At 62.3% G+C, this 18,747-nt stretch carries 12 protein-coding genes and 2 tRNA genes; 4 read left to right on the forward strand and 10 right to left on the reverse strand.

What is annotated here, in order from left to right; translation table 11 throughout:
• Position 1: 1 nt before the first annotated feature.
• From S4A8_RS14065 to S4A8_RS14080, 4 genes are all read right to left on the reverse strand, one after another.
• The gene (locus S4A8_RS14065; RefSeq protein WP_353220597.1) at positions 2-754 is read right to left on the reverse strand and encodes a DUF4391 domain-containing protein; all 753 of its coding nucleotides are present in this window, start codon (positions 752-754) and stop codon (positions 2-4) included.
• The gene (locus S4A8_RS14070) at positions 754-3,969 is read right to left on the reverse strand and encodes a helicase-related protein (RefSeq protein WP_353220598.1); all 3,216 of its coding nucleotides are present in this window, start codon (positions 3,967-3,969) and stop codon (positions 754-756) included. The genes S4A8_RS14065 and S4A8_RS14070 overlap by 1 nt, the downstream gene beginning before the upstream one ends.
• A 744-nt stretch (positions 3,970-4,713) precedes the next feature.
• Positions 4,714-4,789: transfer RNA gene (locus tag S4A8_RS14075), tRNA-Thr, on the reverse strand.
• Between the two features lie 146 nt (positions 4,790-4,935).
• Positions 4,936-6,702 (reverse strand): amidase family protein, encoded by a 1,767-nt coding sequence (locus tag S4A8_RS14080; protein ID WP_353220599.1) that lies wholly within the window; start codon positions 6,700-6,702, stop codon positions 4,936-4,938.
• A gap of 209 nt (positions 6,703-6,911) precedes the next feature.
• On the opposite strand from S4A8_RS14080, the gene S4A8_RS14085 reads away from it, so the two are divergent.
• The 3 genes from S4A8_RS14085 (at position 6,912) to S4A8_RS14095 (ending at position 10,041) form a co-directional block, all read left to right on the forward strand.
• Positions 6,912-7,001: transfer RNA gene (locus S4A8_RS14085), tRNA-Ser, on the forward strand.
• A 120-nt stretch (positions 7,002-7,121) separates the two neighbouring features.
• The gene (locus S4A8_RS14090; RefSeq protein ID WP_353220600.1) at positions 7,122-8,141 is read left to right on the forward strand and encodes a class I fructose-bisphosphate aldolase; all 1,020 of its coding nucleotides are present in this window, start codon (positions 7,122-7,124) and stop codon (positions 8,139-8,141) included.
• Between the two features lie 79 nt (positions 8,142-8,220).
• Positions 8,221-10,041 (forward strand): patatin-like phospholipase family protein, encoded by a 1,821-nt coding sequence (locus S4A8_RS14095; protein WP_353220601.1) that lies wholly within the window; start codon positions 8,221-8,223, stop codon positions 10,039-10,041.
• Between the two features lie 372 nt (positions 10,042-10,413).
• Here S4A8_RS14095 and dapE read toward each other — a convergent pair whose 3' ends face one another.
• From dapE to map, 6 genes are all read right to left on the reverse strand, one after another.
• Positions 10,414-11,547 carry a succinyl-diaminopimelate desuccinylase gene (dapE, locus tag S4A8_RS14100; protein ID WP_353220602.1) on the reverse strand — a complete coding sequence of 378 codons (1,134 nt, stop codon included), beginning with the start codon at positions 11,545-11,547 and terminating at the stop codon, positions 10,414-10,416.
• Positions 11,547-11,897 (reverse strand): arsenate reductase family protein, encoded by a 351-nt coding sequence (locus S4A8_RS14105; RefSeq protein WP_353220603.1) that lies wholly within the window; start codon positions 11,895-11,897, stop codon positions 11,547-11,549. The genes dapE and S4A8_RS14105 overlap by 1 nt, the downstream gene beginning before the upstream one ends.
• Positions 11,898-11,903: 6 nt before the next feature.
• The gene (gene dapD / locus S4A8_RS14110; RefSeq protein ID WP_353220604.1) at positions 11,904-12,725 is read right to left on the reverse strand and encodes a 2,3,4,5-tetrahydropyridine-2,6-dicarboxylate N-succinyltransferase; all 822 of its coding nucleotides are present in this window, start codon (positions 12,723-12,725) and stop codon (positions 11,904-11,906) included.
• 178 nt (positions 12,726-12,903) lie between these two features.
• Positions 12,904-14,109, reverse strand: coding sequence for a succinyldiaminopimelate transaminase (dapC, locus tag S4A8_RS14115; RefSeq protein ID WP_353220605.1), 1,206 nt, complete (start codon positions 14,107-14,109; stop codon positions 12,904-12,906).
• Complete coding sequence (gene glnD, locus S4A8_RS14120) at positions 14,106-16,778, reverse strand: [protein-PII] uridylyltransferase (protein ID WP_353220606.1); 2,673 nt, start codon at positions 16,776-16,778, stop codon at positions 14,106-14,108. Before glnD ends, dapC begins: the two co-directional genes overlap by 4 nt.
• A complete protein-coding gene (gene map / locus S4A8_RS14125; RefSeq protein WP_353220607.1) occupies positions 16,779-17,543 on the reverse strand; it encodes a type I methionyl aminopeptidase in 765 nt (254 codons plus the stop codon).
• A 260-nt stretch (positions 17,544-17,803) separates the two neighbouring features.
• On the opposite strand from map, the gene rpsB reads away from it, so the two are divergent.
• The gene (gene rpsB, locus S4A8_RS14130) at positions 17,804-18,718 is read left to right on the forward strand and encodes a 30S ribosomal protein S2 (protein ID WP_353220608.1); all 915 of its coding nucleotides are present in this window, start codon (positions 17,804-17,806) and stop codon (positions 18,716-18,718) included.
• The last annotated feature ends 29 nt before the right edge of the window (positions 18,719-18,747 follow it).

The following is an 18,747-nucleotide window of genomic DNA, read 5'->3' on the forward strand; positions in this document are numbered from 1 at the left end:
GTTACAGGGCGGCGGCGGTATCGCGTAGCGTCGCTTCCAGCCCCTTGATGCGTGTATTGAGCTCCACCTGTCGGTTGAAGCGGGTTTCTTTCTTGAGCTCGGCTCGCAGCCGCGCGATGTCGTTCTCGAGCTGGTGGCATTCGGCCAGCCGCTCGCGTTGCGCGCTGCGTGTTTCGTGTTCTATCGGTAGATGAAACCGGCCGCTCAGCCGGGCACAGGCGAGCGCGATCAGGCGCTGGTGCCAGGCCGAGTAGAGCGCATAAAAGTCGGTCTGCGGCAGTTCGTCAAGCGCCAGGCTGGCGACAAACGCGTGCTCGACTTCGATGGGCGTGTCCGAGTCGATCCAGCGTGTGGTGCGGATGTCTTCGGCTATCGTCACGCCGGCTTCGGCTCGGCTGGCGCGTTTGTGCGCGGTGCTTAGCGCCCATTGGGCATTGTAGGTCAGCACCAGCAGCAGCGGATACGGAATGGCGCGGTGGATCCGTTCGGCCAATCGCGCGGCGTGCTTCGCGCTCTTGAGCGTGGCGTGTACAACGGCGAGTTCGCCGTAATCGCGTTCGTCGTCGCGGTAGGCGTTGACGTTGATCGTGCTGGGTTTGAGCGTGTATTGCCAGGTGACGGTATCGACGTCCTCGGTGAGGGCGCGGCGATCGGCGGCCGACAAGTCGGCGTTGTCCAGAAACAGCTTCTTGTAGACGCGTTTGCCCAGCCAGGCGGCGTCGGGCAGGCCGAGCGGGGCGTAATTGAAGACCATCAGGCGGCTTGTGGTTCGTTTTGAACGATGAGATAGGCCACCACTTCGAAATCGTCGACGCCCTGAAACGTGTCGCGGCTGATCACCGTGCCGCCGGGCTGGAACAGGCTGGCCACGCCTTGTTCTTCGGCCTTGCCCGTAACGGCGGTAACCGCTCGCGCCAGCTGCTCGCGATAGCGGGCCATCTCCCAGCCGTGGTTTGTGGCCTCGTTAAAGCGGGCGACGGCTGTGCGGTCTGGCCGCCCACGGCCGAGCGACAGACGCTTCAATGCGTCGAGTATGGGCCGCACATGGGTGAAGTTGCGCCGCACGCTGCCGTCATCGCCCACGTAGACGAGATAGTGCGGTGCGAGCGCATAGGTCGGGTCGCCCTGGACGCGCGCATTCATGTTGCGCAGGCAAAAGATCACGCCGGGTGCCAGGCCTTCGTCGGCGATGAGGTCGTCGATGGCAGTGACCGCATAGGCGCCAAGCGGCATCTGGGCGAGCGTATCGCCATGCTCTTTCAGGTATTCGCCCAGGTCCATGCGATAGTCGTTGAGCGTGAGATCGGTGATCGAGATGCCGTCGGAGAGGTCTTCGATGGTCGGCACGTCGTGCTGTAGCTGGTGCATCTGTCGGCGGCGGTATTCGAGGTCGTTCATCGCGTCGCCTTCGGCGGTTTCGATGACGTTCTCTTCGCCGGTGGCCGAGATGTCGAGCAGCACCATGCGCCCGGCGACGCGCGCCTCGAGGTCGATATATTCGTCCAGCTCCATATTGGGCCAGAAGTTCACGAGCTGGATGACGTCGTTGGTTGAGCCCAGCCGGTCGATGCGGCCGAAACGCTGAATGATGCGCACCGGGTTCCAGTGGATGTCGTAGTTCACGAGCAGGTCGCAGTCTTGCAGGTTCTGGCCTTCGGAAATACAGTCGGTGGCAATGAGGATATCGATGGCGCCGTCATTCGGATTGCCACCGCGCTCCTTGGATATCGGCGAGAAGGCGGCAAGAATCGACGGAATATCTCGCCGCAAGCCAGGGACCGTGCTGCGGTTGCCGCTGGACTGGCCGGTGACTTTGCCGACGTGCAGGCCGAGTTCTTTCTGTGCCCAATCCGCGATCTGGGTGTAGAGATATTCCGCCGTGTCGGCAAAGGCCGTGAAAACGAGCGCCTTACGGTTGCCGGCGTTGATCGGGTTGCTGGCTTTATCCGCAATCAACGCGCGCAGGGCCGCGAGTTTGGCGTCGCGGGCGGGGCCGATGTCTCGTGCCTCGCGGACGAGTTTGACCAGCAGCGCTTCGTCTTCTTCCAGCTCCTGGCGCCAGCGGATTCGGTCCACGTCGCGAATGAGCACCTTGATCTTGTTTCCGACCAGATAAGGATCGAACCCGTTGTCTTCGACGGCGATGTCCTCGATGCTCCATTCCTCGATATCGGAGGCGTCGTGGTTGTCGAGGCGTTCTTTGAGTTCGCGCACGCCCTCCAACAGCTTGTTTACGGTCAGCGCGAAGGCATGGATCGAGCTCTCCATGCGCTTGAGCAGGTTCACGCGCATGAGATGGATCAGGCTTTCCTCGCGGTCGATCTGCTTGAAAACCGAGCCGCTGGCCATGGTCATGTCGTACTTACGGCTGTACTCGGGCAATTTCTCGGCCAACACGTATTTCAGCGGCGCGTAGGCGCTCAAGTTCAGGCGCCGGATATCGCGGTTGATTTCCCGCAGCTCGGGGAACTGGTTTTCGCTGTCGATGGCCGGGTAGAGATTGTGGGGCGAAAGACGGCGCGGGAAGCTGCCGATCTCGCTCATGTCGTAGTATTTTTCGACGTGCTTGCGCGAGCGCGCGATGGTCAGGCGATCGAGCAGGCTGAAGTAGTCGAAGTTGAGCGCGTCCAGCAAACCGGCAGAGGAGCGCGTCTCTTCGTCCTCGCGCAGCCAGGCGTTGAAGCGTTTTTGCGCACCGCGCAGCGTTGCGTCGATGCTGGCCACGCCTTCGTTGTATAGCGCATCGTCGCGCCCTTCCGTAATGAAGGCGATCTGGTTTTTCAGATCGTTCATGCGGTTATTGACCGGTGTGGCCGACAACATGAGCACCTTGGTTTTCACGCCGGCGCGGATAATGTCGCGCATGAGCCGGCCGTAACGCGTGAGCCCATCCTTGCGGGGCGGGTTGTTGCGGAAGTTGTGCGACTCGTCGATGACGATGAGGTCGTAATTGCCCCAGTTGACCGTCTCGAGGTTGATCTCGCCGGAGTATCCGCCGTCGCGCGTCAGATCCGTGTGGTTGAGCACGTCGAAGTTGAAGCGGTCATCGGCGAGCAGATTGCGCGTGTCGTTGACGGTATAGAGCGTCCAGTTCTCGCGCAGCTTCTTGGGTGCGAGCACGAGTACGCGGTCGTTGCGCAGCTCGTAATACTTGATCACCGCCAGCGCTTCGAATGTTTTGCCCAAGCCCACGCTGTCCGCCAGGATGCAGCCGTTGAAGCGCTCGATCTTGTCGATCGCGCCCAGCACCCCGTCGCGCTGGAAGCGGTATAGCTTGTTCCAGACGACCGTGTCCTTAATGCCCGTGCGGGTCTTGATGATGTTTTCTTCATCCAGCTCGCCGAGGTAGTCCTCGAATAACGCGTGCAGGATCAAGTAGTAGATTTGCTCGGGGGACTTATCTGCGTAAAGGTTTTCGAGTGCTTGCAGCACGCCAGATTTCGCGTCGCGAGAAGCACCAGCGTCAGCCCACATCGTTTGAAAACTCTCTGCCAGCGCAGCTGCTTCATCCGCGTTGTCGCTCGCGTTGTTCAGGTCGTAACCCTCGCCGGGAATACGACCGATACCTACAGCGTCAAAGGAAGAGCTGCCATGCAGGGCAAATAGAGAACGGTCATCTCGTTCGGTAACGAAGAGATTATGACCAGCCGGCCGCTTCATTGATCGAACTAAAGACTTCGATTCAATCCAGTCGCTGAACTCGCGAGCCACGGCAGGCAGGATCAATCGATTTCGCAGCGATCGTTCATGGGCGTCGCCGGCGAGCTTGAGCGTATCGGCCATCGAACTATCTTCGTCAAGCGCAGGGACAAGGACGCGCGCTGATTCGATCTGTATTAGTGAGTTGCGTAGTGCGTCGAACGCAAACGCTGAAAGGGACGACGAAAGCATCAGTAAGCTTGAACCCGCACTAAGGTGGTCGGAGATCAGGTCCCCGACATTTCCGTGCTTACGATTATCGACTAGCATCCGACGCCCCCATCACGATGCCGTAACGCTAGCACTTCACGAATCCGTTGGACTAGCGACTTTGCGACGTCGGTTTTACACGTCTTCTTCGCTGGCCGATAAAAGAATGCGGGTCTAGGGCCTCGCTTAACGCTCAAGCCTTAGCCTCGGGCAATGTTCGCACGAGCTAGGGGCCATCCCATTCAATGGCCGGTCCAAGCCCTTCGGTTTCGCTCGCGATTTATGCGCCATCGTAGTCTTTCCGGTACCGCTCGCGATAAACGAAACGGACTATGTCCGATAGCAAAAGCAATTGGCAGACATCGCTATCCTCGATACTGAGCTATTTGCCGACCCTGTTGGCGAGATACTCGCGCAGCAATGACGCGCGGTATATTAGGAACCTAACCTATCTTTTCGGTGCATGAGTTAATCTGCGCGCGCTAGGTTAGGTAACCCGGCCGCAGGGACCGCATCCGACCGATTCTGCGCGCCGCCGCCGGTTTGCCCGCTAGAATATCTCCGGATTGCTCGTGCAGACTCGGACTACCGCACAAGGTTGTAGCGGGTTCGTCTGAATCCCGGCATCAGGCTACAGCGTCGGGCGGCAATGGCCGCGGCTAGGCAGGTCAAGGAGGAGAGTTAGGCGGCTATCGGGACCAGATCGCTCCGTCACCCGCCCAGGTATGGTCCTGAATCGGGTGTTGGGTGAAATGTTGGGTAAGCCAGCAATTAACCCCTAAATTCCTGATTATAAATGCCAAGTGGTGCCGGGGAGAGGAATCGAACCTCCGACCTACTAATTACGAATCAGTTGCTCTACCGACTGAGCTACCCCGGCTCTCGGCAAGGCGCGGATTATAGAGAAAGGTTTCGCCGCAAACAATCATTGGCTACCGATTCCTTTGCGTGGCGGGCGCAGGGCGAAGCGATGTTGGGTACGGCCCGCCGCAAGGGCGGGCCGTGCTTTTGCAGCGTTAGCAGGCGTTAGTCGTCGTTCGCCGCCAACTCGGGCGTGAACGTCGGCGCACTGCGGGGACGAACCTCAGTCTGATAGCCGTAGGCAATACGGATGAGCGTGGGCTCGTCGAACTCGCGGGCGAGCAGTTCCATGCCCACCGGTAGCGCGGGCGCGGCGGCGTTGCCCGTGGGTACGACCATGCCGGCCGGCATGGTGAGTGCCGGAAATCCCGAATATGGGCTCAGACGATTGTTGCTACCGGTGCTCGGCGAACTGCCCAATGCGGGCGCGAGGCCGAGCACTGACGGATAGAGCAGGGCATCGTAAGGCGCACCCAGGGCATTCGCGTTCATATCGTCGCCGTCGCGGTTGTCGAGGATACGCATCAGGCCGTTGCGTACGATGCCCGGGCGTTCTTCGAGATTGCGCTGATAGGCCGCGCGGTAGGCGACCGCCTCGTCGCTGGTGTCGCTAGCGTTTTCGACGGCACGGCCGATGGTCCCGTAGAAGGCGAACGTCCCTGTATTACGGGCCTCATAGCCGCCACTGGCTTCCACTTCGTCGAAACTGCGCAGATGGCCGTCGAGGTTGGAAGGCCAGCTCATCAGGTAGGCCGTCAGGTCGTTGCGAAACTCGTAGCGCGAATTGCTATCGAAGCCGGTCAGGTCGCCGAGTACGACATTGCGCTGGGCCAGATCGTCCGCAGTGAGGATATCCACTGTGGCGCCGGCGGCGCGCATCGCTTCGATGGCCTGCATGAGCTCGGCTTGTACCTGTGCGTTTTCGCCATTACCGTTGCCGAAAAGCGGCTCAAGTGCGGCGATTCGTGCGCCGTTGAGGCCATTCGGATCGAGGTAGTCGGTATACGTCGACGGCACATTGGTGATGGCCTCGTATTCGTCCACGCTTTCGATGGCCGCAGCGTCGTAAGCGAAGGCCTTGCGCTGGTTGGCGTGTTCGCTGTCGTCGAAACCGACCATTGCATCGAGCATGAGGGCGCAGTCTTCGACCGTGCGACACATCGGCCCGCCGGTGTCTTGCGATGCGGCCAGGGGCACGATGCCGTCCTGACTGACCAGACGCAGGCTCGGCCGGATGCCGACGAGGCCTTCCACGCTCGACGGCACGCGAATGGAACCACCGGTATCGCTGCCGGTGCCGGCCATGGCAAAGCTCGCGGCAATGGCCGCGCCGGTGCCCGAAGAGGAACCGCCCGGGCCCTTGCTCTGATCGTAGGCGTTCTTGACCTGGCCCTCCATCGAGCTGCTGCCCTGGAAGCCGAAGGCGAATTCATCCAGATTCGCTTTGCCCAGGATAATGCCGCCCGCATCGATAATTCCGGCCACCGAGAAGGCATCGTCCGGTGTGCGGTTGTACTGCATGGCGGTGCCGCCGGCCGTGGTCGTGACATCGGCGGTGTCGAAGTTGTCCTTGAGCAATACCGGTACGCAATGCAACGGCCCGCTGGGCCCGTCGACCGCATAATTACGATCGAGCATGCGGGCGCGATCAAGCGCGCGCGGGTTAAGGTTGATGACCGCGTGCAGCGTCGGGCCGGTATCGTCGTAGGCTTTGATACGGTCTATATAACCCTGAACGAGCGCTTCGCAGGTCAGTGTGCCGGCGCGCATCGCCGCATGTGCCTGCGCGATCGTGCCTTCGACGAACTTGAAGGTCGCCGGTTCGCCGGGCGTGGTGTCGTTGCCCGCGTTGACGTCGTTGTCGTCGGAATCGTTACACCCAGCCAATAGCGCTGCCAGCAACAGCAGGCTGATCGTAAGTCGTGATTTCATGATGTCCCCAAAGGTGAAAGGATGCGTTCGTAATCGAGCGCAGGTACGGTTAGGGGACGATGCATCCGCATGGTGCGCCGGCACGCCCCCCAACCCGCCCGGGATGCGCTCAAGCAAAAGCGATGCCATTGCATGGTCAATGCAGTTTGCACACGCAGGCTTGCGCTGGACGGGCTGTGTCTCGGACAATGCCCGGCGCGCAACACGCCGGAGAGGTGGCAGAGCGGTTGAATGCACCGGTCTTGAAAACCGGCAGGGGTTCACGCCCCTCGTGGGTTCGAATCCCACCCTCTCCGCCATTGTCGCCGCGCCTGCCCCTGGGCGTTTTCGGGGCGAGCGGCCGGCGGCGTGAGCGGTTTCTCCATCGGCCGCGATTTGCGGTAAAATTCCGAAAAATTGGCCCAAACAAGGACTCGCGCATGCACGAACAAGCACTTATCGATACGGCGAATGCGCTCGTTGTCGATGGCAAGGGGATTCTCGCCGCCGACGAATCGACCGGCACCATTAAAAAGCGTCTCGACAGCATCGGCGTCGAGTCGACCGAACAGACGCGACAGACGTATCGCAATCTGCTGTTCACCACGGAAGGCGCGCAGGACTACATCAGCGGCGTGATTCTGTTCGAGGAAACGCTGTTCCAGAAGGCCGATGACGGTACGCCGTTTCCGAAGCTGCTGGCCGATCAGGGCGTGATCCCGGGCATCAAGGTCGACAAGGGCGCCAAGCCGCTGGCCGGCAGCCCGGAAGAAAAAGTCACCGAAGGTCTGGACGGTCTGCGTGAACGCCTCGCCGACTATGCCAAGGCCGGGGCGCGTTTCGCCAAATGGCGCGGCGTGATCGATATCGCCGATCACCGCCCGAGCGACTACTGCGTGCATGTTAATGCGCACGCGTTGGCGCGCTATGCCGCCCTGTGCCAGGAAGCCGGCATCGTGCCGATCGTGGAGCCGGAAGTGCTCATGGACGGCGCCAACTCCATCGAGCGCTGCGAAGAAGTCACCGACCGTGTGCTCGATGCCGTGTTCGCCGAGCTCAAGGCCCAGAACGTCATGCTCGAGGGCATGTTGCTCAAACCCAACATGGTCATCGCCGGCAAACAGTGCCCGCAGCAAGCCGGGGTGGAGCAGGTCGCCGAAGCGACGCTGCGTTGCCTCAAGCGCCGCGTGCCCGCGGCCGTGCCGGGTATCGTCTTCCTGTCCGGCGGCCAAAGCGACGAACTGGCCACGGCCCATCTGGATGCGATGAACCGCAAGGGCCCGCATCCGTGGAAGCTGAGCTTCTCCTATGGGCGTGCGCTGCAGGCGCCGGCGCTGGCGGCCTGGGGCGGCAAGGACGACAATATCCCCGCTGCCCAGCAGGCCTACCTCAAGCGGGCCCGCAACAACGGCGCGGCCGCGCGCGGTGAATACAGCGCGGATATGGAACAGGCTGCCTGATCCGGCCGATGTAGGCGCTGGTTGAAAAGCCCGGGCAGGCCCCGGGCTTTTTTATGCGCTGCGCACCAATACGCACTTCATGGATATCGTTTCTGCACTCAAAGCGAGCAGTCTGTTCCGGGAACTGGACCGGCGAGCGTTGCGTTCGGTGGCGGCCAGCGCGGAGTGGCTCGAACTCGGCGGCGGGCAGTATTTGTTTCGCGTAGGCGAAAGCAGCGATGCGCTCTATCTGGTGGTATCCGGGCGTATCCGTGTCGTTCAGCCCGAAGCCGGCAGTGCGCCCCTGTTGCTGGGCGAAAGCAGTGCCGGCGAAACCGTGGGTGAGATCACCCTGATCACGGCGGAGCCGCATTCCTCCGATGCGTTCGCCTTGCGTGATACCGCGCTGATTCGTGTGTCCCGCGAGGTGTTCGAAAGTCTGGTCGAGCGCTACCCGAAAGCCATGCTGCGGGTGACGCGTCAGATCGTCGAACGCCTGCGTGCGGTCAAGCCCGCACCACAGCGCGAAAGCGTACGTAGTGCGCGTACCTATGCCGTGGTGCCGGTTCATCCCGGGATCGACGTGGCCGCGTTTTCCCGTGCGTTGAGCTGCGAGCTCGGCCAGGCCGCGTCCACCCTGCGCCTGGATGCCACCCGTGTCGATGCGGCGCTCGGCGAGGGGGCCGCGACCGTGGATTTCGGCATTGGCGAACGCAACCGCAGCGTGTCGGCCTGGCTGACACAGCTCGAGGATCGCTATCGCTATATCGTTTATGAAGCCAGTACCGAGCCGGACGCCTGGACACGCCGTTGTCTGCGCCAGGCCGACCGCGTGATTCTGATCGCCCACGGCGACCAGCGGCCGTTCGCATCGCGCAATCTGGTCTGGATACGCGAGCAGGCCCTGCGCGCGCCCCAGGAGATGGTGGTGCTGGTACCCGAGCGCGGCGGTTATTCGGCGCGTGCCTGGCGCGATATGGCGGGTGCCATCGCCCAGCATCGGGTCGCCAAGGCGCTGCCGGGGCCGGAAATGGGCCGACTGGCGCGCATGATTTCCGGACGCGCGGTGTGTCTGGTGCTGGGCGGCGGCGGGGCGCGCGGATTCGCGCATATCGGTCTGATTCGTGCGATGCAGGAAAAAGGCATCCCCATCGATGCCGTGGGCGGCACCAGCATGGGCGCGATGGTCGCGGCGATGGTGGCCATGGGCATGGATGCCCAGCAAATGTTGGCGCGCATGCGAGAAACGTTCGTCACCGGGCGTTTTCTCAACGACTATTCGTTATCGCGGATTTCGTTGATCAGCGCGGAGAAGTTTCGCCGCCAGCTCAAGACCCTGTTCGGCGAGCGTCATATCGAAGATCTGGACCTGCCGTTCTACTGTCTGAGCACCAATCTCACCCGGGGCGTGCCGGTGGTGCACGACCAAGGCGAACTGGCCACCTGGGTGGGCGCGAGCATGGCCGTACCCGGCATCGCGCCGCCGCTGGTTCATCGCGGCGATCTGCTCGTGGATGGCGGGCTGCTCAATGCCATCCCGTTCGATGTGATGGCGGCGATGGGGCGCGGGCAGGTGATCGTCTCCGATGTCAGCCGGGCGACCGATCTACGCGTGGAAATGGCGGAAGACGCGGAAACCGCATCGTTGCTGTCGCTGGGATCGAGCGCGCGCCATTTGAACATGTTCAAGATTCTGTTCCATACCGCCACACTCACCAGCGAACGCGAAAGCCGCGATATCGATGCCCGTGCCGATCTCGTGCTGCATATGCCGGTCGGCGGTATTAGCATGTTCGATTGGGACGAACTCGACGAGATCGTGTTCCGTGCCTATCACCATGCCGATCAGAAACTCGACGAATGGCTAGGTAAGCGCCGCGACGCGTTTCGCGCGCGGGTGGTGGCCAATCGGGTGGATTAGGGCGATCGTCGATAGGGACGGGTAGTTCTTTGATTGTGCATGACACTCAGCTGTCGGCGATCGCTCCGATCGCATGGCTGCGAATGAACGCATCGCCTGGCGGCGACCGGCCCGACGCGCTCGGTTTCACGCCACGGTCCGCGTTTTCAAAGCAATCCGCAGATCGACGCAGATTCACACAGATTAAAAGTTGCGAGCGCCGCCACCTCGCAAACCTGATGCCGGCCGACAGCGTGCCCAGACCGTGGTTGATCTGCTTATGTGCGTGTCTTCGCGTTCATTAGCGGGCAGCCGGCCTGCTTGAGGGCAGGAACGACAGATCACGCGGATGGGGCAGACTTTTGAACAGCGCCGGGGGTTTAGTGCCCCGAGCTAGTTCAGAAGTCGCGCGACGATGTCTTCGTAGATATCGCTCAAACGGGCGACGTCTTCGGCCACGATGCGTTCATTGGCCTGGTGGATCGTGTCGTTGAGCGGGCCGAGTTCCAGAACCTGGGCGCCGGTGGGGGCGATGAAGCGGCCGTCCGATGTACCACCCGCGGTAGAAAGTACGGTATCCAGCCCGGCGTGCTCGCGAATCGCGGCACGCGTGGCGTCGATGAGTGCGCCCTCGCGGGTGATGAACGGCGCGCCGGACAGCCGCCATGCGATCGCTTCGGCCGGAATGCCGTGGGCCACGCAGCGCTGTTCGACGTGACGGCGGATGCTGGCTTCATCCTGTTTGGGATTGAAGCGCCAGTTGAAGCGTGCCTCGGCGATACCGGGAATGACGTTTTCCGCGCCAGTGCCGGCTTCCAGATTCGATACCTGAAACGACGTTGGCGGAAAGAACTCGTCGCCATCGTCCCAGTGGTGGGCAGCCAGATCCGCCAGCAGCGCTAACAGGCGGTGCAGGGCATTGTCGGCCTTGTGCGGATAGGCTACATGGCCCTGGCGCCCCCGTACCCGCGCATGCCCATTGAGACTGCCGCGGCGGCCGTTCTTGACCGTATCGCCGAGTGTGTCGGTCGACGACGGTTCGCCGACCAGACAATAATCGATCGCGACACCGCGTTCGGCGAGCCAATCCATGACCGCGCGGGTGCCATCGACAGCCGGGCCTTCCTCGTCGCTGGTCAGCAAGAACGCCAGCCGCCCGCCATGCTCGGGATGGCGTGCACGAAAACGTTCCGCGGCACAGACCATCGCCGCGACGCTGGATTTCATATCGGCCGCACCGCGGCCGATCAGCCAGCCGTCGTCGAGGGTGGCTGCGAACGGATCGTGCGACCAGTCCTCAAGCGGGCCAGGGGGCACCACATCGGTATGGCCGGCGAAACACAGCAAGGGCCCACTGTCGCCGGCGACTGCCCATAGATTATCGACGTCGCCGAAGCGCAGATGCTCGACGGCAAAACCCGCCGCGGCCAGACGTTCGCCGATGAGCTTTTGGCAGCCAGCGTCGTCGGGCGTGACCGAAGCGCGCGCGATCAGCGCACGGGCGAGATCGAGCGCGTCGTCGGCCATCAGTCGGCGCCCGCGAGTGCGGCTTCGTAACGTGCTGCGGAAAAGCCGGCCAGTGTGTCGGTCGGCGTTTCCAGAATCGGGCGCTTGATCAGGGTGGGATGTTCGATCAGCACGGTCACCGGGTCAGCTTCGGCTGCTTCGCGCTGTTGCGTATCGAAGTCACGCCAGGTCTTGCTGCGTTTGTTGAGCAGCGCGCCATCGCCCAGGGCCTGGCGCCACTGTTCGAGCCGCTCGCGGGCCACGCCGTCGGCGCGCACATCGATCCATTCGTGCTCGATGCCCGCGCTCGACAACCACTGGCGGGCCTTGCGGCAGGTATCACAGCTGGCGATGCCGTAGATCCGGATCATGGCCGATCAGGCGCTGCGCAGCAGTTCGTTGATACCGACTTTCGCACGCGTGCCTTCATCGACTTTCTTGACGATGATCGCGGCGTTGATGCTGTAGCGCCCGTTATCGCGCGGCAGGCTGCCGGCGACGACGACCGAACCGGGCGGTACTTCACCGTGGATGATCTGGTCGGCTTCGCGGTCGTAGATCGGCGTCGAGGCGCCAATGAATACGCCCATGGAAATCACCGAGCCGCGGCCCACGCGTACGCCTTCGACAATCTCGGAGCGGGCGCCGATGAAGCAGTTGTCCTCGATGATCGTGGGCGCGGCCTGCAAGGGCTCGAGCACGCCGCCGAGGCCCGCACCGCCGGATAGATGCACGTTCTCTCCGACCTGCGCACAGGAGCCGACCGTGGCCCAGGTGTCGATCATCGCGCCGCTGCCAACATAGGCGCCGATGTTGACGTAGCTGGGCATGATCACGGCGTTGGGCGCGATATGCGCGCCGCGTCGTACCATGGCCGGCGGCACGATACGTGCGCCCTGTTTCTGAAAATCGTCGGCGTCGTACTGGGCATACTTCGAAGGCACCTTGTCGAAGTAGCGCGTATGCGCACCGTCGATCGGCGTGTTGTCGCGCAGCCGGAACGACAGCAGCACCGCCTTCTTGAGCCATTCGTTGACAACCCAGCCGTCGGCAGTGGGTTCGGCTACCCGTGCTGCGCCGGAATCGAGCAGGTCCAGCGCGCTCTGTACCGCGTCGCGCACGCTCGCATCGGCATTGTCAGGCGAGATATCGGCGCGGTTTTCGAAAGCCTGTTCGATGATCTGCTGGGTGTCGGCCATGGCGTCTCCTTGCAGCGCGCTCGCTGGACGCGCGGTTGGGTTCGTATTGAAGGCGCGAGAGTTTAACGTATTCAACCGACCGGGTCGTAGCCCGCGGGCTGTCGAAGCGGTGTAACCATGCGCCTGCGCGATCCGGGCGCGCGTCGGCGCACCGGATCACTCGTTTTGTTCGCGATCCTTATGTCGTAGTGGCGGCACACACACGGGCCAGCCGAGTGGCGGCTTCGACACAATCGGGCGTGGAGGCCACCAAAGACAGGCGCAAGCGGTTCTCGCCCGGGTTGACGCCGCCCGCAGCGCGCGCGAGATAACGGCCCGGTACCACGCGCAGGTTTTCGTCGCGCAGGGCGGCCACGGTCAAGGTTTCGTCGCTGGTATCGAAGGCCGGCCACAGATAGAACGAACCGGGCGGACGGCTGACCTCGCATAACGGTTCGAGCAGCGGCATGACCGCCGCGTATTTCTCGCGATAGCGATCGCGATTGGCCCGCACATGGGTTTCGTCGCGCCAGGCCGCGATGCTGGCCGCCTGTACGTGCGCACCCAGGGTCGCGCCGTGGTAGGTGCGATAGCGCAGATACTGGGTCAGCACGCGGCCGTCGCCGGCGACGAAGCCGGAGCGAAGGCCGGGCAGATTGGATCGTTTCGACAGGCTGTGAAATACCACGCAGCGCGAGAAATCGTCGCGACCGCCGGCATGGGCGATATCCAGCAAGCCCGGCGGCGGCGCGTCTTCGTCGGCATAGATTTCGCTGTAGCACTCGTCCGAGGCAATGATGAAATCGTGCCGGTCGGCCAGTTCGAGCGCACGTTCGAGATAGGCGCGATCGGCCACCGCGCCGGTTGGATTCCCGGGCGAACATAGATAGAGCAGCTGAACACGATCCCAGTCGGCCGCGCTCAGCGCGTCGAGATCGGCCAGGAAATCGGTGTCCGGCAGGCAGGGCAGATACAACGGCTCGGCCCCGGCCAGCAGCGCCGCGCCTTCATAGATCTGGTAGCCCGGGTTGGGCATGGCGACCGCCGCGCCCGGCCGCGATGGGTCGATTACCGCTTGGGCGAACGAAAACAGCGCTTCGCGCGTGCCCGCTGCGGGCAGGATATGACGTTTATCATCAATCGCTTGGCGTGCCACATTAAAGCGCCATGCCAACCAGTCGCCGATGGCCACACGCAACGCTTCGCTGCCCTGGGTTGGCGGATAGTGGGCGATGCCGTCGAGGGCGCCGAGTAGTGCGACGCGGGCTACTTCTGCCGGTGGGTGCTTAGGCTCGCCGATCGCCAGGGAAATGGGTGGCTGGGCCGTGTTCGGCTGCGTATCGCGTAACAGCGCCGACAGGCGCTCGAATGGATACGGCTGCAGCGCATCAAGACGTGGGTTCATGGGCCGTTCTTGTCGAGTTCGTTGGTCAGGGTCTGGCGTAGCCGCGAGCGGGTTTCGCGATCCCGTAGGGGCGCGTGGTCGCGGTCGGTAATGAAGAACACGTCTTCGGCCCGTTCGCCGATGGTCGCGATCTTGGCAGTCTCCAGGAGAATGCCGAAGCGGTAGAAGGTATCGCCGATCAGCGACAACAGGCCGGGCCGGTCGGCGGTGACCACTTCCATGACGGTACAGGCACGCTCGGGTGTTTCGCTGAAATAGATCTGGGTAGGCACATTGAAATAACGCGCCCGCCGCGAGGCACGTCGGGTGACGTCAATGCTCTCGACCTCGGGATTGGCAATCGCTGCGCGCAGGGTGTCCTCGATTTCCCGTCGGCGATAGGCGTCGGTGATCGGCTGGCCGTCGCTTTCGCAGATTACGTACGTGTCGAGCGTGTAGTCGTCACGCGTGGTGTTGATACGCGCATCCAGAATCGATAACCCCAACTGGGCGAGTACGCCGGTGGCCACGCCGAACAGATAGTTGCGATCACGGCTGTAGACGAACAGGGTGCTGCCCTGATCGGAGATCTCGGCAACGGTGACCAGCGGGCCGTCGCCGTCATGAGTGACGATGGCCCGCGTCTGCCGGGCAATTTCCTCGGGACTGTGCCGGAGGAAATAATCCGGTTCAAAACGTGCCCATACTTCCTTGAATCGCGGTGTATTTACCCGCGATCGGGTCAGCATGGCAGCGGCTGCACTACGGGTTTCGGCGATCACCTCGGCTTCGTCGAGTGGATCGTCCAGACCGCGTTCGAGCGCGCGCCGTGTACTGGTATACAGATCGACGAGCAGGCTTTCCTTCCAGGAGTTCCACAGATTCGGGTTCGTGGCACGGATATCGCACACCGTCAGCAAAAATAGCCGATCCAGTCGCTCCCGGTTGCCAACTTCTCGTGCGAACTCATTAACCACCTGTACATCGTTGATATCGCGTCGTTGCGCGGTCATCGACATCAGCAGGTGCTGGCGCACGAGCCAGCACACCAGCTCGGTATCGTCCGACGAAATACCGTGGTCTACGCAGAATTTGCGGGCGTCGACCGCGCCCAGCTCGGAATGGTCGCCGCCGCGGCCCTTGGCGATATCGTGCATGAGCCCGGCGATATACAGGATCTGCGGTTTGTTGAGCGACTGCATGAGTTCGCTTGCAAAGGGCAGTTCGTGCTGGAAGCGGGGCAGTACCAGCCGGCGCAGATTGCGAATGACGAACAGGGTGTGTTCATCGACCGTGAGCGTATGAAACAGGTCGTACTGCATGCGCCCGATGATCTTGCCGAAGTTCGGCAGGTAGCGGCCCAGGATGCCGTAACGGTTCATCCGCCTGAGTGCCCGAGTCACCCCGCCGCGCTGGCGTAGTATCTCGGTAAAAAGTCGCCGGCAATGAATTGAATTGCGGAAGTTTTTATCAATGAGGTGGCGATCGCGACGCATCAGGCGCAGGGTATGCGCCCGAATGCCGGTCAAGCGCGGACGTGTCTGCATGAGATAGAAGATCTCGAGCAGTGCGCTGGGGTGCTTGACGAAGACATCGTCGGCGGTGACTTCGATGAAACCGTGGCGTGACTGGAACCGTTCGTTGATCGGGCGTGCGCGTTCGTCGTCGCCGAAATGAAGAATCGCTTCGGAGAAAAGTTGCAGCAGAATATCGTTAAGCGCGGTTAGCGCTTTGATATTGCGGTAATATTTCTGCATGAACTGTTCGACGGCGAGGTTGTTTTCCTCGTCCTCGTAGCCCAGCAGTTTGGCGATCTGGATCTGGTGATCGAACAGCAGTCGGTCTTCCGGCCGATCGGTAAGGGTGTGCAGGGCAAAGCGCACGCGCCAGAGAAAGGCCTGACCCCGTTTGAGCTCAGTGAACTCGCGGTCGCTCAGGAAGCCGTAGTCGACCAGCCCGTCCAGCGTCTGGGCGGCGAACTGACGTTTGGCCACCCAGGCGATGGTCTGGATATCGCGCAGCCCGCCGGGCGATTCCTTGGTATTGGGTTCGAGCTTGTAGGCGGTTTCGTCGTAGCGGGCATGGCGCGCCTGCTGTTCCTCGATCTTGGCCTTGAAGAACTCGGCCGAGGGCCAGATGTGTTCGACCGAGGTCGCCGCGCGCATGGCGGCGAACAGGGCTGCATCGCCTGCAAGCGCACGCGACTCCATCAGATTGGTCATGATGGTGATATCGCCTGCGGCCTGTTCGGCACACTCGGCCGGGGAGCGCACGCTATGGCCGACCTCCAGGCCGATATCCCATAGATGGGTCAGAAACCGCTCGAGCGCCGGGCCGACGGTATCGAGCGTGCCCTGGCGATAGAGTATGAGCAGGTCGATATCCGAATGCGGCAGCAGTTCGCCGCGCCCGTAGCCCCCGACCGCGACCAGGCACGCGTCGGATGAGTCGGCCAGGGCCTGCCAGGCGTTGGTGAGCACGGCATCGACCAGTTCGCTGCGCGCGCCCACGAGCACATCCACATGGGCGCCGGCCCGAAATGCGCGCTCGATACGTTCGCGCCCGGTATCGAGATATTCGCGCGCCTGCGCGATCGACGCACCTTCGGTATTGCCCGCGCGGGCAATGAAATCGTCCCAGTCGCCGAGTTCGGCCTGGGCGCGGCGGCGGGTCTCGACGGTTTGAGCCATTTAGCCGCCCAGCTGGCTGGGGGTGAGGATTTCCACGCCGTCTTCGGTCACCAGCACGGTGTGTTCCCACTGGGCCGACAGCGAATGATCCTTTGTAACCACGGTCCAGCCGTCGGGCAGCACTTTTACGTGCCGCTTGCCGGCGTTGACCATGGGCTCGATGGTGAACGTCATGCCGGCTTCCAGACGCAGGCCCTGACCGGCCTTGCCGTAGTGCAGCACCTGCGGTTCCTCATGGAAACCCAGGCCGATGCCGTGGCCGCAGTACTCGCGCACGACCGAAGCGCGTTGCGATTCCACGAAAGCCTGGATGGTCGCGCCGATATCACCCAGCGTCGCACCCGGGCGCACCACCTCGATGCCCTTGTAGAGCGCGGCTTCGGCGATATCCGACAGCCGTCGTGCCTTGATCGAGGGCTCGCCGGCGAAATACATACGCGAGCTGTCGCCGTGATAGCCGTCCTTGATCAGGGTGACATCGATATTGACCGCGTCCCCTTTCTTGAGTGCCTTTTCGCCCGGGATGCCGTGGCAGACGACGTGATTGATCGATGTGCAGATCGATTTCGGGAAGCCGTGATAGTTCAGCGGCGCGGGCGTGGTGCCCAGCTCGTCGACCATGTAATCGTGACAGAGCGTATTGAGTTCGTCGGTCGTCACGCCAGGCTGCACATGCGGCGTGATCATATCCAGAACCTGCGCGGCCAGACGGCCGGCCTCGCGCATCTTGTCCTGTTCTTCGGGGGTCTTGATGGTCACGCTCATGCGTTATCGGTCCTTGCTAAAATCGTCGATGAATCGCGGCCGATTTACGGCCGATGCTAGCCTGCGAAGGGCCGCTATGGTATAAACCGCTCGCGTTCGCGGCAATGCAAGGCCCCGAACGCTTGTATGAACGGTCGATAACGACCGTATTCGATATCGAAAATCCGCACGCGTGTCGGCACATGAAACGGGGTGCCTGTCTGCTCATGCAGATCGGTTGTTTCATGGGATGCGCGTAAGCCACAACCCGGAGACAATCCATGAGTCAGATCAGCATGCGCCAGTTGCTCGAGGCGGGGGTTCATTTCGGCCACCGTACCCGTTACTGGAACCCCAAGATGGCCCCCTATATCTTTGGCCATCGCAACAAGATCCATATCATCAACCTCGAAGAGACCCTGCCGCTCTTCAAGGATGCCTACAACTATATCAGCCGCCTGTCCGCCAACGGCGGCAACGTCATGTTCGTGGGCACCAAGCGCGCCGCGCGCGAAGCCGTGGGCAAGCAGGCCCGGCGTTGCGGCATGCCGTTCGTCAACCATCGTTGGCTCGGTGGCATGCTCACCAACTTCAAGACGGTCAAGAACTCGATTCAGCGTCTGCACGATCTCGAGCAGATGATCGAGGACGGCTCGATTCGCAAGCTCAACAAGCGTGAAGCCCTCGATCTGTATCGTGAGCGCGACAAGCTCGAGCGCAGTATCGGCGGCATCAAGGAAATGACCAGCCTGCCGGATGCGCTGTTCATCATCGACGTCGGCTTCGAAAAGATCGCCGTCGACGAAGCGCGCAAGCTCGGTATCCCGGTGATCGCCGTGGTTGATACCAACTGCTCGCCGGAAAACATCGACGTGGTCATTCCGGGTAATGACGACGCCATTCGCGCGATTCGTATCTACACCGAAATGGTCGCCGACGCCGTGTTGGCCGGCCGTGGCAGCAAGGGTGACTTCTCGGGTCAGGACGACGCCATGGTCGAAGTCCAGGAACAGGGCGACAGCCACGAACCGGGCAAGCCCGCCGAGGCGCAGGCCGCCAGCGAAGCCACCCAGAACTCCGTGATCCAGGAGTCGCAGGGTGAAGCCGAGCCCACCGCGACCGCGTCGCTGGGCGATGTGGCCTCCGTGCCGTCGGAAGACCCCGAACAGGCCGATCCCAAGCAGGCCGACAAGTAATTACGTGCGCGCCGGCGTGCAATCGGCAC

The sequence above is a fragment of the Salinisphaera sp. S4-8 genome, from assembly GCF_040361235.1.
Taxonomy (GTDB): Bacteria; Pseudomonadota; Gammaproteobacteria; order Nevskiales; family Salinisphaeraceae; genus Salinisphaera.

Bases quoted from the DNA above. Each gene is read 5' to 3' on its own strand.
- dapE (WP_353220602.1), bottom strand. From the start codon at position 11,547: ATGGCCGACGACGCGCTCGATCTCGCCCGTGCGCTGATCGCGCGCGCT.
- S4A8_RS14065 (WP_353220597.1), bottom strand. From the start codon at position 754: ATGGTCTTCAATTACGCCCCGCTCGGCCTGCCCGACGCCGCCTGGCTG.
- rpsB (WP_353220608.1), top strand. From the start codon at position 17,804: ATGAGTCAGATCAGCATGCGCCAGTTGCTCGAGGCGGGGGTTCATTTC.
- glnD (WP_353220606.1), bottom strand. From the start codon at position 16,778: ATGGCTCAAACCGTCGAGACCCGCCGCCGCGCCCAGGCCGAACTCGGC.
- S4A8_RS14090 (WP_353220600.1), top strand. From the start codon at position 7,122: ATGCACGAACAAGCACTTATCGATACGGCGAATGCGCTCGTTGTCGAT.
- dapC (WP_353220605.1), bottom strand. From the start codon at position 14,109: ATGAACCCACGTCTTGATGCGCTGCAGCCGTATCCATTCGAGCGCCTG.
- S4A8_RS14080 (WP_353220599.1), bottom strand. From the start codon at position 6,702: ATGAAATCACGACTTACGATCAGCCTGCTGTTGCTGGCAGCGCTATTG.
- S4A8_RS14105 (WP_353220603.1), bottom strand. From the start codon at position 11,897: ATGATCCGGATCTACGGCATCGCCAGCTGTGATACCTGCCGCAAGGCC.
- map (WP_353220607.1), bottom strand. From the start codon at position 17,543: ATGAGCGTGACCATCAAGACCCCCGAAGAACAGGACAAGATGCGCGAG.
- dapD (WP_353220604.1), bottom strand. From the start codon at position 12,725: ATGGCCGACACCCAGCAGATCATCGAACAGGCTTTCGAAAACCGCGCC.
- S4A8_RS14095 (WP_353220601.1), top strand. From the start codon at position 8,221: ATGGATATCGTTTCTGCACTCAAAGCGAGCAGTCTGTTCCGGGAACTG.
- S4A8_RS14070 (WP_353220598.1), bottom strand. From the start codon at position 3,969: ATGCTAGTCGATAATCGTAAGCACGGAAATGTCGGGGACCTGATCTCC.